Annotated in this window: 14 protein-coding genes and 1 pseudogene; 11 read left to right on the top strand and 4 right to left on the bottom strand. The window is 66.2% G+C overall.

Going from position 1 to position 15,252, the window contains the following annotated elements:
- The first annotated feature begins 27 nt into the window (after positions 1–27).
- The 10 genes and pseudogenes from Q9R33_RS12175 to Q9R33_RS12130 all read left to right on the top strand — a co-directional run bounded on the left by Q9R33_RS12175 (position 28) and on the right by Q9R33_RS12130 (position 9,540).
- A complete protein-coding gene (locus Q9R33_RS12175; RefSeq protein ID WP_311293932.1) occupies positions 28–1,110 on the top strand; it encodes an IS110 family transposase in 1,083 nt (360 codons plus the stop codon).
- Positions 1,106–1,306, top strand: a pseudogene (locus Q9R33_RS12170) (transposase); the annotation flags it as partial. The gene Q9R33_RS12175 and the pseudogene Q9R33_RS12170, both read left to right, overlap by 5 nt.
- 573 nt (positions 1,307–1,879) lie before the next feature.
- Positions 1,880–3,064, top strand: a complete 1,185-nt coding sequence (locus tag Q9R33_RS12165) for an IS110 family transposase (protein WP_311293931.1) — start codon at positions 1,880–1,882, stop codon at positions 3,062–3,064.
- A 156-nt stretch (positions 3,065–3,220) separates the two neighbouring features.
- Positions 3,221–5,089: an alkyl sulfatase dimerization domain-containing protein gene (locus tag Q9R33_RS12160; protein ID WP_311293930.1), complete on the top strand. Its 1,869-nt coding sequence runs from the start codon at positions 3,221–3,223 to the stop codon at positions 5,087–5,089.
- 221 nt (positions 5,090–5,310) lie between these two features.
- On the top strand, positions 5,311–6,318 hold the full coding sequence (locus Q9R33_RS12155; RefSeq protein WP_052676663.1) for a TIGR00341 family protein: 1,008 nt from the start codon (positions 5,311–5,313) through the stop codon (positions 6,316–6,318).
- Positions 6,319–7,041: 723 nt separating this feature from the next.
- Entirely contained in the window at positions 7,042–8,268 is a 1,227-nt protein-coding gene (locus Q9R33_RS12150) for a chromosome partitioning protein (protein ID WP_311293929.1), read from the top strand.
- A gap of 77 nt (positions 8,269–8,345) precedes the next feature.
- Positions 8,346–8,585: a glutaredoxin domain-containing protein gene (locus Q9R33_RS12145; protein WP_311293928.1), complete on the top strand. Its 240-nt coding sequence runs from the start codon at positions 8,346–8,348 to the stop codon at positions 8,583–8,585.
- The gene (locus Q9R33_RS12140; RefSeq protein WP_311293927.1) at positions 8,582–8,743 is read left to right on the top strand and encodes a hypothetical protein; all 162 of its coding nucleotides are present in this window, start codon (positions 8,582–8,584) and stop codon (positions 8,741–8,743) included. The genes Q9R33_RS12145 and Q9R33_RS12140 overlap by 4 nt, the downstream gene beginning before the upstream one ends.
- A 145-nt stretch (positions 8,744–8,888) precedes the next feature.
- A complete protein-coding gene (locus Q9R33_RS12135) occupies positions 8,889–9,170 on the top strand; it encodes a hypothetical protein (RefSeq protein ID WP_311293926.1) in 282 nt (93 codons plus the stop codon).
- A 160-nt stretch (positions 9,171–9,330) separates the two neighbouring features.
- Positions 9,331–9,540: a hypothetical protein gene (locus tag Q9R33_RS12130; protein ID WP_311293925.1), complete on the top strand. Its 210-nt coding sequence runs from the start codon at positions 9,331–9,333 to the stop codon at positions 9,538–9,540.
- 104 nt (positions 9,541–9,644) lie between these two features.
- Here Q9R33_RS12130 and Q9R33_RS12125 read toward each other — a convergent pair whose 3' ends face one another.
- The 4 genes from Q9R33_RS12125 to Q9R33_RS12110 form a co-directional block, all read right to left on the bottom strand.
- On the bottom strand, positions 9,645–10,301 hold the full coding sequence (locus tag Q9R33_RS12125) for a helicase associated domain-containing protein (protein ID WP_311293924.1): 657 nt from the start codon (positions 10,299–10,301) through the stop codon (positions 9,645–9,647).
- A 178-nt stretch (positions 10,302–10,479) separates the two neighbouring features.
- A complete protein-coding gene (locus Q9R33_RS12120) occupies positions 10,480–11,970 on the bottom strand; it encodes a hypothetical protein (RefSeq protein ID WP_311293922.1) in 1,491 nt (496 codons plus the stop codon).
- A 259-nt stretch (positions 11,971–12,229) separates the two neighbouring features.
- Complete coding sequence (locus Q9R33_RS12115) at positions 12,230–12,856, bottom strand: DUF2510 domain-containing protein (RefSeq protein WP_311293921.1); 627 nt, start codon at positions 12,854–12,856, stop codon at positions 12,230–12,232.
- 374 nt (positions 12,857–13,230) lie between these two features.
- Positions 13,231–14,202 (bottom strand): G5 domain-containing protein, encoded by a 972-nt coding sequence (locus Q9R33_RS12110; RefSeq protein WP_311293920.1) that lies wholly within the window; start codon positions 14,200–14,202, stop codon positions 13,231–13,233.
- Positions 14,203–14,384: 182 nt separating this feature from the next.
- On the opposite strand from Q9R33_RS12110, the gene Q9R33_RS12105 reads away from it, so the two are divergent.
- Positions 14,385–15,197 carry a nuclease-related domain-containing protein gene (locus Q9R33_RS12105; protein ID WP_311293919.1) on the top strand — a complete coding sequence of 271 codons (813 nt, stop codon included), beginning with the start codon at positions 14,385–14,387 and terminating at the stop codon, positions 15,195–15,197.
- Positions 15,198–15,252 lie beyond the last annotated feature (55 nt).

Below are 15,252 nucleotides of genomic sequence, written 5' to 3'. Positions count from 1 at the left end.
GATTAGGCAAGCGGCAAGGGAGCCACCATGGCCAGCATCATCGTCGGCATCGATCCACACCGAAAGGTATTCACCGCCTCCGTTCTCGACGAGCGCGGGCGCCATCTCGATCATCAGCACTTTGCGAATAGTCGGCGAGGGCATGAGGACGCGCTGGCCTGGGCACAGTCAATAGGGTCCATCGACAAGGTGGGGATCGAAGGGGCCAGCGGGCTGGGCCGCCCGTTCGCGGAGTTCCTCGTCGAGCGCGGAGTTGACGTCAGAGACGTGCCGCCCCACAAGACCGCCCAGCACCAACGAGGAAGGCATGAAGGAAAGACGGATCGGCTCGATGCTCACCGCATCGCGGTGGAAACGCAGATCAACGACCGCCTTGCCCACGCCTTCAAGAGCTCGACCGTTGCCGCTCCAGACAGCATCAGCGACCAGATCGCGCTCTGGCACAACGCCCGCATCTCGCTGCGCAAGATCCGCGTCCGACTCATCGGCGAGCTCGACGCCCTCATCCACGATCTCCCTGAACCGCTCAGGGCACGCCTCCCCGAGCGAGTCACCGCGCGCGCTCGGATCACAGCGATGGCAAAGCTGGGGCGTGTCCGCAGCACTGATCCGGTTCAGCAACTGCGCCTGACGCTCATTCGACACCGCATCGGGATGCTCAAGGACGTGCTCGACCAGGACAGAGCCGCGGCGAAAGAGCTGGCCAAGCTCGTTACCGCAAGCGGATCCACCCTGCCATCGATCCCGGGGATCGCCGCCCGATCCGCGGCTGAGATCCTCCTCGAGGTGGGCGATCCGCGCCGGTTCACCGAGGCCGGCTTCGCCAGATTCAACGGAACTGCCCCGATCCCCGTCAGCTCCGGAGAAGCCGGAGGCCGCCCCCGCCGCTACCGGCTCAGCCGCGGCGGAAACCGCCGACTCAACGCCGCGATCCACCGAGCAGCAACCACACAGCTCCGCTGCGAACCACGAGCCCGCGAACTCTACGAAACCGCGCTCAGCCGAGGACACACCCGCCGCGAAGCCATGCGGATTCTGAAGCGACACCTCTCCAACACCATCCACCGGACGATGCTCCGCGACGCAAACAAACCCCTCCTCTTGACATGAGAGCTTCAAACGCCGCACCGACGTCGTCGGCACGTTCCCCAACCCGGCCGCGCTGCTGCGCCTGGCCGGGCACGTCCTGATCGAGCAGCATGACGAATGGGACGGCGCCGACCGCCGCTACTTCAGCGAGCACTCCATGGCCTTGCTCCTCGCCGAGACCGAGGAGGTGAGCATCCCGGAACTGACCGCGGCATAATCAGAACAGCTGACCCGCACGGTGTCGAGAAACTCCACCAACAAGCGGGACGTCACCGCATGCCGCGTCGAGGGAGAAGCGTCGTCGACGGGGTCGCGGGTCGATTGGTCAGCCGCGGGCGGCTGGCTGTGTTTTCCGCCCACGTCCGCGGGCGTTGTTCGCCGTGAAGCCTGCGGCAGTCTACGGTCGGCGCCGCTGCGCGCAAGCAGCTGACGCTGCCGGCTCCTCCGAGACTTTCGGCACGCGGTCGCAAGCTCCCTTATTTCGCGCCGAAACTCTCTCCCCCTCCGCCCTTCGGGTTGCACTCCGCGTCGCGCTCCCTGACAGGCACTGCGTGCCTTCCTTACTGTGAAGCCTGTGGATCCGGGGCGCCCGTAAGCTTCGGAACGCGCCAGGGGTCCCGGGTATGGTTTCGTGCCTTCTGCCCATCTGATGGCATGCCGTGAATAGCCGCCCGGGATCCCGCAACGGCAGGACCGCTCATTGAGAATCGCGCGAGAGATCGCCCCGTAAGGACATGCCGGCGTGGTCGTTGATGGCGCGCACCCACATCCGAGAGAAAGGGACATCTGCGTGCCGCAGCTATGGGCCGGAATCGATGCCGGCAAGTCACACCACCACTGCGTCGTCATCGACGGCGACGGGAACAAACTTCTGTCTCGCAGGTTCGCGAACCGAGAACGCGAGATCCGTACTCTGCTGGGCGATGTCGCGAGCCTGCCCGGCGGCGTTGAGGTCGCGTGGGCAACCGACCTCAACCACGGGGGCACCGGATTGCTCCGCGCGGTGTTCACGGAGCATCGCCAGCCTTTGCACTACATCTCCGGCCGGGCGATCCACCACGCCGCGCACACTTACCGCGGTGAGGCGAAGACCGATGGGAAGGATGCAGCGATCATCGCCGACCAGGCGCGCATCTGCCGCGACCTGAATCTCATGCGACCCGTCGATGACCTCACCGCCGAGCTGCGGTTGCTTTCCGCTCGACGTGAGGACCTCGTCCACGACCGCACCCGCACGGTCAACCGGCTGCGCGCGATCCTGCTGCACTACTTCCCGACGCTGGAGGCCGCGTTCAACTACGCCACATCGAAGGGGCCATTGATCCTGCTGACGAAGTATCAGACTCCCGGCGCGATACGACGCGTCGGGCATCGTCGAATCACGACATGGCTGAAAGGAAAGCACTGCCGTAAGGCGACGGATGTCGCCACCATCGCCCTCCAGGCTGCCGCCGACCAACATGCCACGGTCGCGGGCGAAGCCGCAGCGGCTCGACTGGTCGGCACGATCGCTCGAGACCTGCTCCGCCTCCGCGAGCAGATCCTGGAAGTCGAGGCCGAGATTACGGCGGTCCTGCCCGCCAACCCATTGGCCGCGTCGTTGATGTCCATCCCCGGATTCGGGCCGCGACTTGCAGCAGACTTCCTCGCCGCGACTGGCACCGACCTCTCTTACTTCGAAACTCCGGACCGGCTCGCAAGCTTCGCCGGTCTCGCGCCGGTTCCGCGCGACTCGGGAAAGATCTCCGGCAACCACTACCGTCCCCGGCGCTACGACCGCCGACTACTGAACGCCTGCTTCCAGTCCGCATTCATCGCAGCCAGAAACTGTCCAACATCTCGAGCGTTCTACGAACGAAAGCGATCTGAAGGCAAGAGTCATAAGCAAGCTTTGATCGCACTCGCGCGGCGACGCATCAACGTCATCTGGGCCGTCCTTCGCGACGGGACAGTCTTCGCAGCACCAGCCACATAAGGAGCGCGGCTCGCTCCACGCCGATCCGCACCCACACACCCTCGACTTCAACGAGATGGGCCGGCCAGACCGGCTATGGTGGCGAGTTTGCTTGCGCTCGCTCCACGGGTTCGGAAGGGTGGCGGTGGGCGTTTCCGCCCGCGAGAGAGGATGACTATGGACCAGCTGGATCCCTCGGCGACGATCGCGCAGAACAATGGCGCGTTGCTGTCGACGTTGCCCTTCGATGACAATGCGGACTTCGACGCGAACGCGCGGGGCTTCGTCGGGACGCTGGATTCCCCGGAGGTGCGTAACGCCGCCGGTGAGGTGGTGTGGGATGCGTCGTCGTTCGATTTCGTCGACGGTGACGCGCCAACGAGCGTGAACCCCAGCCTGTGGCGGCAGTCGACACTGATGCGCACCCACGGACTGTTCGAACTCGCCGACCGGGTCTATCAGGTGCGCGGTCTGGATCTATCGAACATGACCCTGATCGAGACCGACAACGGAGTCATCGTGGTCGACACGCTCCTTTCCAAGGAGACCGGCGCCGCCGCGCTCGCGTTGTACCGCAAGTTCCGCGGCGAACGCCCCGTCAAGGCGGTGATCTTCACCCACAGCCACGCCGACCACTACGGCGGCGTCCTCGGCGTCGTCACCGAGGAGGAGGTCGCATCCGGGGCGGTCGAGGTGATCGCACCGGAAGGGTTCCTCGAGCACGCCGTGTCGGAGAACGTGTATGCGGGTGTCGCCATGAACCGTCGCGCCGGATACATGTACGGGGCGGCGCTCGCCCGGGGCCCGCAGGGGCAGCTCGGCGCCGGGCTCGGGATGACGTTGTCGACGGGCGAGGTGACGCTCATCGAGCCGACCCTCACGATCACGGCCACCGGTCAGACACACACCGTCGATGGCGTCGACATCGAGTTCCAGATGGCGCCGGGCACGGAGGCGCCCGCCGAGATGCATTTCTACTTCCCGCAGCTGCGGGTGCTGTGCATGGCCGAGAACGCGACCCACAACCTCCACAACCTGCTCACCCTCCGCGGTGCGGTGGTCCGTGACCCGCACATGTGGTCGCAGTACCTGACCGAGGCGATCGAACTGTACGCCGACCGCACCGACGTGCTGTTCGCCTCCCACCACTGGCCCACCTGGGGCACCGAGAACATCCGCACGTTCTTGGAGTCGCAGCGCGACCTCTACGGCTACATCCACGACCAAACGCTGCGGCTGCTGAACAAGGGACTCACCGGACCGGAGATCGCCGAGGCCATCGAGTTCCCCCCGGCGTTGGAAGGTTGGAGCTCGCGCGGCTACTACGGCTCAGTGAGCCACAACGTGAAGGCGATCTACCAGCGCTACCTGGGCTGGTTCGACGGCAACCCTGCCCGGCTGTGGCCGCACCCGCCCGTCGAAGCCGCGAAACGCTACGTCAAGGGCTTCGGCGGAATCGACCAGGTCATCGCGCAGGCGCAGGCCGCCTTCGATGAAGGTGACTACCGGTGGGCGGCAACCCTGCTCGACCACGCCGTCTTCGCCGAGCCGGACAACACTGCCGCCAAGGCACTACTGGCCGACACGTTCGAGCAACTCGGCTACGGAGCGGAGAACGGAACCTGGCGCAACTTCTTCCTCGCCGCCGCAACCGAACTGCGCGAAGGCAACTTCGGGACCCCGACCGAGACGAACGCCCCCGGCGTGCTCGCGCGCCTCACCCCGGAGCAGCTGTTCGACGCGGTCGCAATCACCATCAACGGCCCGGAAGCCTGGGATCTGCACCTCACGATCGACATCACTCTCACTGATCTCGGTCAGTCCTTCCGCCTCACCCTCCGCAACGGGCTGCTCACCTACGTTCGAAAGGAGCCGGCCGGCGACGCGCAGTTGCACCTCACGCTCACCAAGCAGCGACTGCTCGCGCTCTTCAGCGGCGACACCACCTCCGCGGGAGTCGGCATCGTCGGGGACATCGGAGTCGTGCAGCAACTCCAGGCCGTGCTAGACCCGGGCGACAAGTCCTTCAACATCGTCACACCATGACCGAGGAGGACCGGCGGACAATGGCCGCCGGTCCTCCTCTTCGGCAACCACGCGACCGCAGGATCTCCCACCTGCACGTGCCCGGCGATCACCAATACACGACCGAGAGTGTGTGTCCGAAGTCCGCTCCGATCACCTGATGGGATGCGGTGACGCCGCCAGAATGGACGCCGCGTCGCGCCGCTCGCGCTCAACATGAGCGTGTACGCCATGATGTGCGCATGGCGACGCTCTCGGAGATGCTCCAGGCACTCATCCCGCCAACGCAACGGCAGACCGCGGCTGAGGTCACCGAGGCGCTCGACCTCGGCTCCGGTGACCGCGCGGGCAAACGCAGCGGGTTCCTCATCATGCTGACCCTCGCCGGGATCATCGCGATCGCCGGGGTGCTGACCGACTCGACCGCGACCGTCATCGGTGCCATGATCATCGCGCCGCTCGGAACCCCGATCCTCGCGATCGGCCTCGGCATCGTGACAGGCCACCTCAGCCTCGTCGTGCGGTCCATCCTGTGGGTACTGCTGGGCCTTGCCATCGTGGTCGTGCTGGGCCTTGCGTTCTCAGTGTTCGTCGCGACACCCGAAAGTCTGGAGACCAACTCGCAGGTGCTCGGTCGGACATCGCCGAGCTTCATGGACCTCCTCGCGGCACTAGCGACCGGGTTCGCGGGCGGATTCGCGATGTGTCGCAGGGACCTCAGCGCAATCCTCCCCGGCGTCGCCATAGCGATCTCGCTCGTGCCGCCGCTGGGTGTCGTCGGCGTCTGCGCCGGACAGGGCCTATGGGCGGACGCTCTCGGCGCGCTGTGGCTGTTCCTCTCGAACGTGCTTGCCCTGATCATCGCCGGCAGCATCGTGTTCACTCTGGCCGGCTATGCGCGCGACCCCGGATCGTCTCCGGTGGCGAACCGTCGCCGCGCCTACATCATCGTCTCTGTCCTCACAGTTGTCATCGCCCTGCCGCTTGTGGCGAACTCGATCGTCTCCGTCGCGTTGGCGCGGTGGTCGGTGAGCATCCAGGACGCGGCCAGCGACTGGCTCGCCGACGACGACGGCGCCCGTGTCTACGGTGTCGACTGGTCCGGGACAACCGCCACTGTCGAGGTCACAACCGACGACGGACAGACGCCGCCGATAGACGATTTCCGCGATTCGCTCGCGAGCGTGATCCCGTCGTTCCTCGGCGTTGTTGTGGACGTCGGGCAGGGCGTGGAGGTCACGATTCAGTAGGCCTGCCTACCGCCACTGCTGATCGAGACCGGCTCCGACGGCCGGCCAGGAGGCGCTTCCCGCTCAGCACCAGAACCACTGCATCAGCGGCCACCCGACTCCGCTCGAGACTCGCGCTCGCTAACAGGGTCCACGCAAGCCGGGACCGAATCCACTGGATCGCCCGCCGTCCTGTGGGCGCCTCGTTAGAAACCGCGGACGACTGGAATGCAACCGGGGCATCACCCGTAGCGTCCAGGCGGTGGCCGGCCTGCGGCCGAGGTGCTCTCTGCGCTGCGCGCGTTTCGTCTGGAAGCCTTCGGCAGCATACGGGCCGGTGGCGTCCGCGCAAGCGGCAAGCCGCTGGCTCCTCCGAGATTCTCGGCACGCGGTCGCTGCGCTCCCTTGTTTCGCACCGAGATTCTCTCCCCCCGCCACCCTCCGGGTTGCACTCCCGCCCCCACCCCTCCGCGGCACTACGTGCCTTCCAGGTGAAAAGCACTGGGGGAGTGAGGAACAACCAAGACCGATCGAGCCCACCTCGGCTTGACAAACCTGATTGAGATTCACGGCAAACAACGACAGGGAGAAAGACATGACCATCACCACCACCCCCACCGGGACCGTCGGGCACATCGACCCCAGCACGCTCATCGTCGAGACCAACGTGCGCACCACCGCGCCCCTCGATCCCGGGTTCGTGGACAGCATCCGACACATCGGGGTCCTCACCCCGCTGCTGGCGTGGCGAGACCAGGACGGGGGAGTGCACGTGCCGGACAACGCCGCACCCTCGCCGCCCGCGAAGCAGGCATCGCCACCATCCCCGTCTACGTCGTCGAAGCAAATGATGACGACACGGCGCGGCGGATCGTGGAGCAGTTGGTCGAGAACGACCAGCGCGAAGCGCTCACCGACGCCGACCGCATCCAGGCCTGGCGTGCCCTCGAACTCGAGGGTCTGTCCGCGACCGCGACCGCGATCGCCAAGCGCACTGGCATCAAGCGGGACAGGGTGAAGACCGGTCTCGCCGTCGCTCAGAGCGTCACCGCGACTGAGGCGGTCAGCGAGGGCGGGCTGACGCTGGATCAGGCGGCGATCCTGCTGGAGTTCGACGGCGACACCGACACCGTGACGGAACTGACCGAGGTTGCGACCACGGATCCCGGCTACTTCCCGGTCGCGGTGGAGCGGGTACGGCAGGACCGGGTCACGCGGGAGGCGAAGGAGAAGGTCGAGCAGGAGGAAGCGGCCAAGGGTCACCGGATCCTCGACGAACGGCCCAGCGACTACAACACCGCCCCGTACCGGGTGCGGATGCTCCGCACCGCCGACGACGAACCCGTCGACCCCGACACCCTCCAAGGCAAGCCCGGCGTCGCCGTCTACGTCGCGACGTACTTCGGGGGAGAGGCGCGAGCTGAGTACTACCTCGACGACCCCGCCACGCTCGGGTACACGGTCCGCGAAGAGGCTGGCTACGGAAGCGGCGGTGCGCCGTCGGGACCGATTACCGACGAACAGAAGGCGGAACGGAAAGAACTGATCGCCCACAACAAGGAATGGGACGCCGCCGAGACGGTGCGCCGCGAATGGCTCACCCAGTTCCTCGCCCGCAAGGCCACCCCGAAGAATGCCCAGACCGTGATCGCCGAAGCCCTCACCACCGCCCGATGGAAGATCGCCGACGGCCTCACCCGAGGCTCCACCACAGCAAAGACGCTCCTCGGCATCGACACCGCCGACTACGGCGACCAGATCGCGGAGTACCTGACCGCGCACCCGCACCGTGCCGTGCACGTCACCCTCGCCGTGCTGCTGGGTGGCATCGAGCAGAACACCAACCGCAACACCTGGCGCGCCCCCAGCCCGGACACCGCCTGGTACCTGAGCACCCTCCAGGGCTGGGGCTACCCACTGTGCCCCGTCGAACGCATCGCCGCGATGCTCACCCACAACACCACCGAATAGCCGGCCGCGGGTGGGCATCCCCGACGGATGCCCACCCGCGTCCCGACTCCCAGCCCTACCCAAAGGAAGGAAATGTCATGAACACCGTGACCGTCTACACCACCGGACCCGGCTGCCAACGCTGCAAGCTCACCAAAGACATCCTGACCCGCAGAGGCGTGGCCTTCGTCGAGGTGGACATCCGGGAACAGCCCACCGCCCGCGAGTACGTCGTCGACGAACTCGGCTACACCGAGGCTCCCGTGGTGGTCGTCGACGAACACGACCACTGGAGCGGGTTCCGCCCCGACCAGATCGACCGGATCTCCCGACCATGACCACCTTCATGGAGCTCTGGCTCGAAGCTGCCCACGAGGCGTATGCGCTCCGGGCACAGCTGGCCCACCTCGAGGACGCCTGGCTCCGCGCCGAAGCCGACGCGGACTACTGGTACTTCCAGGCCTGCAACAGCAATCTCCCGGCAGCGCCACGCTAAGCACGACAACCCCGACGCAGTGACAGACGCAGGTGCCGTAGCCGAGGTGCGCCGGATTACCGGGACGCAACCGAACGCATCCCTGAAATCGGTCAAGGGCTGGTGAAGCGAGCGGCGAGGGCGCACTGTTGGTTCGGAGGTTCAGATGATCACTGTCGATCAACAGAATCTGGTGTTCGAACCGCTCGACGAATCAGCGTGGCGGCTCTGCGACACCAACATCGACGAGCACGACGCCGCGCGTCTGGTTGCCTACGTCGAACGAGTGGACGGCGGCTACGAGGCAATCTGGCTGGGGCTTGGCATGCGCCCCAGCTGGTATGCATCGCGGGACGATGTGCTCCGTACCGCTCGAGGCCTGCGGCGACCGGACGTGACGATGACGCAGTCTAAGCCGGACCCGATTCCCCGGGTCGCGCCGGTGTGAACCCTGCGCCCCGGGCGGGCCATCCCCGTGGTGATGCACACCGGGCCTAGCGAGCTGCCCCGGAATCGCCTTGCCTCCCGGCGTTAACAAGGGTGTCGTAACATCGCATCAGCACCGCTACCACTCCTGAGAGACAGACCCGGGATGAGGTGAATCCATCGTGACGGCACCGGGGTACGAGGTCGGCGTCTGGGAGCGCTACGCCACCGAGTTCACACTTGCTTTCGGTGAAAATCCGTCGCGCATCCGGGCGGTGCGGGTGGCTTACTACGAGCACGGCTTCGACGTCGACTTGATTGCGCAGCTCAGCGGCTTCCCAGTCTGGAGGATCCGCCAGGCGTTATCCCAGGGACCTCGACAGGCGAGCTGAAGAGTCGTCGATCAGAGGCCCAGACCGGCCTCGCCCATCTACCATCCTCATTCGGGCACTGCTCGCTGAGCGGACGTGTGCGTGCGGTCGGGGAAGCCGTGAGGTCAACCCCACGTCCAACCGGGGACTGACGCGAGCGCTGCCTCTCGCTCATGTCCAAGTTGCCCGCGCCGATAGTCGCGCCGACGCGCCGCGATCCATTGCCCGAGCGCCATATCTGTATCGGGATCGCGATAGCTTGAAGGCGGCAGAACCCCGTGCTTCTCGACATAACTACGCGTGAGCGCCACGGAGTCCATGAACCGGGCCAACTGCTCATCCCAGACCCAGCCTGGGACGGCATCAAGGGCGGCAATCTGATCGTTCGAGAGGCGACCCCACTTACGGTCAGTACGACGCGCCTTAACCCAGACTCCGAGTTCAGATCGAACTCCGTCGGACAGTTGAGACACTCGGGCTGTGCCGTTCGTTTCCACGTAGCGGAGCAGCTCGCGGAAGCCATCGTCGAAATTGGCCTCGTGATCGCGACGGCTTCGTTGTGCGGTTGCAGTCCAGTCCCACCCCGCTAGGGAGTCGAGCTGTCTGACCCGGCGATCACCGAGTCGCCCAGCGCGTTCGCGGATGTCCTCGACCCACCGCCCCAACGCAAAGTACCCCTCGTGATGGTTCCGGAGCACTCTTGAATGCCCCGCCCTCTGAATGAAGAGCCGCAGATGGGCGATGCCCATGTCGAACGCACCCTCAGGGTCGTGAAGATCCACCCGACCATCGTGGCATGTTCCGGAGCTCGAGAATCTCCTCGAGCGAAGCGTCCAGTCGACGAATGATCCTCATTCGGGCATCGCTCGATGAAGGCACCATGAGTACTCCGCCCGACCGGGTTCGTTTGCGATCCGGTGCGGGCATTGCCCGCGAGCGGGGCGTCAACGCGCGCATGATCTAGGGGTTGGAACTAGGGAGCGACGCTTCGGCGTCCTGATCAGCCTGGTTGGTGGCGGCGTCGTCCTCGGCCGTGGACACCCAGTTGCCCTCATCGTCGCTGATACGCACCTGATTGGTTTCGAACTGTTGACGCACAGTCCACAGCTCCGAGCCCGCCCGATACCTGCCGAGCAGATCAGTGGCCGATCCCGTCAGGTTGGCGGCGAGGAGCCGCACCACAAGTTCGTTGATCACGCTCACGAGATAGGTCTCAACGTGGTCCGGGAAGGCTCCGTTGTCAGCGTGCTTGACCCGCCGGTAGTTGTTCGAGATGGCGCGAGCCAGTCCCACCTGGCTATGGATGTAGTCACCCCACTGGATACCGAGTAGCTCGAGGCAGCGGTAAACGTAGGTGGCCATCGTCGGGCGACCGCGTGCGCGATCGTAGGTCGCGTCTTCGCCCGGACGTGGCCCTATGAGTTGTCCTGCGGCCTCGAGCGCCATGGATGTTGACATGACGACGTCCTCGGTGAAGCGCTGCCGCCGTCCTATCACCGCGACGGCGGGCAGGATGAAGCGATCCCACTGGTCGTAGACCGCGGCCCAGCGGGCGAGCCCCTCAGCGCCGACCTCTTGCAGCACCAGGTGTGGCAGTCCGAGCTTCTTGTCGGTCGGGATCGGCTGCGCCCTCTCGCGGATCGTGCGCGCGCTGATCAGCTCGACGAACGGATGATCGTACACCTCGCCACCCATCAGGCGCGCCGGAATCGATTCGTCCTGCACCCTATGCTCGCGAACCGACAGCGCCGTCCCGAACAAGAAGATCAGCAGGTGCGCAACCCTTCGCAGTTCGACGAGGTGGTCGAAAAACGGGCGCGGCTCTGCCCACTCGGACTCGATCACCACGTTGTTCGCGACAACATGGGAGCGCTCGTAGCCGTCGCTGGTTTCGCTCGACGTCCAGGTCGTACGAATACGCATCGTGGCTTCCCCTTGAGCCCACTCGACAAGCTCGGGGCTCTGCACCGTGATGTCGACGGCGGCGGAGCGTCCGTTACCGTCCCGACGGGGCTCGGACTCCACTGCGCTGAGCCGCGACCACCGATTCAGCCCGTCCATCCGGCTCCGGCATGTCTTGACGGTGAGCGGATCGGACAGGGCGCCATCGCGTTCGAAGAGCAGCGTCTCCTGCGGCGCGATCCGACCACTGCCGATCCGTGAACCCGCCGCTTCGGAGTGTCCCGACCAACGACACCCGAAGAGCATGACGTTGCCGTCGCGTGTACGGAGCAGCAGGTTCTCCTGAGGATTCATCCGCCGAAACCACTCATCGACGTGCGCGAACTGATCGACCGCGAATCCAGGAAGATACGGAATCTCGACCTCGACGCCGGTGTCGCTGAGGCGAAGCGTCGCCCCGACGTAGGGGGTAGATTCGACGCCATCAACGAGGAGGCCGGCGAGGCTGTCCCCGAAGCCGAGGTGTTCAACGCTCACGTCGAGGTCCATTCTGGTCGTGTTCGCTGAGGCCAGTTCGCAGGGGCCAAAGCTGCCTTTACCGATTGCAGAGACAGTACCGATGGCTTCAGACGCCACCGCACCCGATAGCTCAGAGGCGACGTACGGCGGTTGAGATGCTGTACCGGATGGGAGTCGCCGCCGCGCGGTCGTGAACGTCGCTCTATCCCTTATGCGGGCACCGCCCGGGCGTCCACCCATCACGGGCGGCCGCGACGTTGGGTGGCCAGGCGTCGCACCCCGCGGGCCGCTAGACCGGATCGGCGGTCACTACTCCGTCGTTTGACACGTGCTCTGTCCAGCGCGCTCCATCCCACCATCGATGCTGGTGACGCCCGTGCGGATCAGCGGCCCACTGAGCGGGGACGGGCGGCGGAGGCGCCGGGGTTGTGGGAGGGGGCGCTGGTTGGGCCGCCGCCTGCACGGCCGCCGTGCTCGCGCTCGATGAGGGCTTCCCCTCGCGTATCCTCGCAGCTTCGTTCGTCACGTCTGCCTTGGCGCGGTCCATGGCGGCAATCGCGCGGTCCACGCTGGACTTCGCTGCCGCGTAGGGCTGCAACGCCGCAGCCTGGCTCGACGCCAATCGACGACCTTCTGCCGCACGTCCTCGAGCCATGGCGGCGCGCGTCTTACTGCCGACGAACATGCCGACCGTCTGACCCGACGAGCGGTTCTTCAACTTGGCATCCTGGAACTGCTCACGGATTGACCGCTCGGCCTCGGTAAGTTCCCGTTTGTAGTCACGAAGATCGCGGATGCCGCTTGAGATGACACGCTTGGCTTCAGCCAGGTCGCCCGCGTCTGCCGCACGCTGCGCCTCGGCTTCGGTGGCTGCGGCTATGTCCAGGATGCGCTTGTTCAGGTCGTTCTTCCCCACGGCCACATACTGGCAGAAGGTCGCTCCGTCGCCCGCGATCTGACGCAATTGGCGTGAGGCGCCGCCCGAAGCCGACCCGCGATCCCTAATCGGGCAGTGCGCGTTGAAGGTGCATCACGTGCCGGCCTAATCGCGTGCGATTCCATCCCCATGCGGGGCAAGGACCGAAAGCGGAGCCGCCAGGAATTCGAACCATCCGCGATGCTGATCGCGCGGAGTTGCGCCGCCGGATTCCCAACGCGTGATTCGGATCGGTCCGCGAGGGCCGCCTGATAGGGCACGTTTGCGTGCGTGTTGATGCTGCGATTCCCCGCTCGCGGGCGAGCGCGTTGGCCCGGCGATGTCGGAGACTGTGCTGGGTGGTGTTCGCCCTACTAGTAGGGTTCGCAGGCGAGTCCGTCGCCGTCGCGGTCGAGGTCGTAGATGTCGCTGCCGACGACGCGTGCGATGCCGTTGAAGTAGGAGGGGCCGTTGCCGCTGCCGCCGGCGCAGTCGACGTCGCTGTCGATCGGAACGCACGCGTCGGCGTAGTTGGAGTCGCAGTTCCCGGCCGGCGCCGCAGGGGCCGGGGCGGGCGGTGGTGGTGGTGCGACGTAGGTGCCGTTCGCGATCACCTGGGTGATCGGCTCCGTCGTGATGACGTCCGAGATGAGTTCCCGGCTGACTTCCTGCCCATCCAGCAGGTGCACACGGTAGGTCAGCGACCTCTCGCCGTTCTGCCCGGGAGTGCGAACCTGCGTCTGCCCCGCAGGCAGGGCGCCGTCATCGACCCGGGTCTCGGTGAACGGCACGACCTCGGTCACGACCTCGTCCCGTGTGCTCGCGACCGGGGTGGGCGTCGGCGTCGGGGTGGGGCGCGCATCCCTCGATTCCTCGGAGCGCTGCGCGTCCTCGGGTGACCGCAGTTCAGCGAAGGGGGCGGCTTCGACCTTGCCACCCGCACCAGTATTGGGCAGCACCGCAGCGCTGACGCTTCCGGTCACCAGCAGCACTCCGGCCGCGGCGGCCGTGACCGCGATCGCGGCTTTGCGGGAGTTGAGGCGCAGCCAGGTTCGGGTGCCCCTTGTGAGGGCGACGATCCCGGTGATGAGCACGACCAGTGCGATGACGGCCACCACCGGCGAGAGCAGGATGATGGGGATCAGCGCGACCGCGCCGATGAGGATCCACGCCCACACCGGCATCCGACGCGAGGCGCGTGCTGTGGTCGGCGTGGTCGGCGGCAGCGGCTCGACCCGGGTCGTGCCGTTGCTGGCGACATGCACGCCCCACGCGTTACCGTCCCACCAGCGTTGCCTGTTGGCGTTGACCGGATCGGGATACCACCCAGGCGGCTGTGTCGTCATTGAATTCTCCCCAGAAATCCATCCGACCATAGCGACCAACTCGGCCCACCTATGCCGAAATACGCCGAATCCGAACCCGTATTGGGTAAACCTGACGAGACCTTGAGGAACCACCTCCACCCGCGGTGCATGGTGACCGAAGGGGCAGCTTCGGCCGGGGTGTGACTGGTACGGTCGGCGTCGTGACGCTGGAACTGGGACCAGACGACAAGCGGATGCGGCTGCGCTACGCCGGCACCTGCCGGCTGTGTGGGGAATCGCTCGAGGCGGGAACGGATGCCGTCTACGAGCGCGGCACCAGGACCGTGCGCTGCGTCCAATGCCCTACCGCGGGCGAGACGGCAGCACCGGGATCTGGCACCGCCGGCGCCTCGGCACGTCGCGAGTATGAACGCCGCAAGCAGGACCGGGAACAGCGGATCCGTGCCGCGCACCCCAAGCTCGGTGGGCTCATCCTCGCCTTGTCCGACGACCCGCAGAGCACCCAGGCGTGGGCACAGGGTGCCATCGGCGAGGAATTGTTGGCGCAGCGCCTCACCGACTTGCCCGACACGTTCCGCGTCCTGCACGACCGCCGCATTGCCGGCACCCGCGCGAACATCGACCACATCGCCGTCGGCCCCACCGGCGTGTGGGTCATCGACGCGAAACGCTACAAGAACAAACGTCCCGTCCTACACGTCGAGGGCGGCGTCATCCGGCCCCGCACCGAACATCTCCGGATCGGCGGTCGCGACGGCAGCAAGCTCATCGAAGGCGTCCGCGCACAGGTCGAGCGGATAGCCGCCGCTCTCGACGACCGCGAGGTACCGGTAGCCGGCGCGCTCTGCTTCCTCGAGGCAGACTGGCCCCTCAGCGGCGGCTCCTTCACCGTCGACGGCATCCACATTCTCTGGCCCCGGCTCCTCGTCAAACGGGTGACGGAAGCGGCACCGCAGACCGTCGACGTGGACACCATCCACGCCCGCCTCGCGAAGGCCTTCCCCGCCGCGTGACGTTTCCTGCTCAAGGATCGAACGCGAGACGCCCAGCGCTCCTGATCCTTGACGC

Origin of the sequence: Microbacterium sp. PRC9, assembly GCF_031844125.1 — a bacterium.
Classification (GTDB): Bacteria; Actinomycetota; Actinomycetes; order Actinomycetales; family Microbacteriaceae; genus Microbacterium.
The sequence above is the reverse complement of the archived record's forward strand: the minus strand, read 5'-3'. Positions and strand labels throughout refer to the sequence as shown.